The following is a 1188-nucleotide window of genomic DNA, read 5'->3' as shown; positions in this document are numbered from 1 at the left end:
AACAAGCATTATTTATTCAATGATCTTAGAGACGATACCGGCACCAACAGTACGACCACCTTCACGAATAGCAAAACGAAGCTTCTCTTCCATCGCTATCGGGACAATAAGAGAAACATCCATGGCTACATTATCGCCGGGCATAACCATTTCTGTTCCTTCTGGAAGTATAACAATACCCGTAACATCCGTCGTACGGAAATAAAACTGAGGACGATAATTCGTGAAAAACGGTGTATGACGACCACCTTCATCTTTCGTCAAAATGTAAGCCTCTGCTTTAAAACGTGTATGCGGTGTAACTGATCCGGGCTTCGCTAATACTTGACCACGCTCAATCCCTTCACGATCAACACCACGAAGCAGAGCACCAATATTATCACCCGCCTGACCTTGATCTAAAAGCTTGCGGAACATTTCAACACCCGTCACCGTCGTCTTAGACGTTGGACGAATACCAATAATCTCAATTTCCTCGCCAACTTTAATAATACCACGCTCAACACGACCCGTTACAACTGTTCCACGACCAGAAATCGAAAATACATCTTCTATCGGCATCAAGAATGGCTGATCGACAGGACGTTCAGGGGTCGGAATATATCTATCAACCTCACTCATTAAAAGACGAACCGCATCTTCACCAATGCTTTTATCCTTGTCCTCAAGGGCAGCCAACGCAGAACCTTTAACAATTGGCACATCATCACCTGGAAAATCATATTTGGACAAAAGTTCCCGAACCTCAAGTTCTACAAGATCCAAAAGTTCAGCATCATCAACTTGATCAACTTTATTCAGAAAAACGACAATCGCTGGAACACCAACCTGACGGGCAAGCAAAATATGCTCACGTGTCTGAGGCATTGGACCATCAGCCGCAGAAACAACCAGAATAGCACCATCCATCTGCGCTGCCCCTGTGATCATGTTTTTCACATAGTCTGCGTGTCCAGGGCAATCAACGTGGGCATAGTGACGATTTTCCGTTTCATATTCAACGTGTGCTGTAGAAATGGTAATACCACGTGCGCGCTCTTCCGGTGCTGCATCAATTTGATCATATGCTTTAAACTCACCAAAAAACTTCGTAATCGCTGCTGTCAATGATGTCTTCCCATGATCAACGTGACCAATCGTACCAATATTAACATGCGGTTTTGTACGTTCAAATTTGCTCTTCGCCAT

At 44.2% G+C, this 1188-nt stretch carries 1 protein-coding gene; it reads right to left on the bottom strand.

Annotated features, from left to right (window positions below; genetic code table 11):
• Positions 1–12 precede the first annotated feature (12 nt).
• Positions 13–1188, bottom strand: a complete 1176-nt coding sequence (tuf, locus tag HWX04_RS08185) for an elongation factor Tu (protein WP_175869624.1) — start codon at positions 1186–1188, stop codon at positions 13–15.

Origin of the sequence: Bartonella gabonensis (assembly GCF_903679515.1) — a bacterium.
In the GTDB taxonomy this organism is placed as follows: Bacteria; Pseudomonadota; Alphaproteobacteria; order Rhizobiales; family Rhizobiaceae; genus Bartonella; species Bartonella gabonensis.
This window is presented reverse-complemented; position numbering and strand designations above follow the sequence as displayed.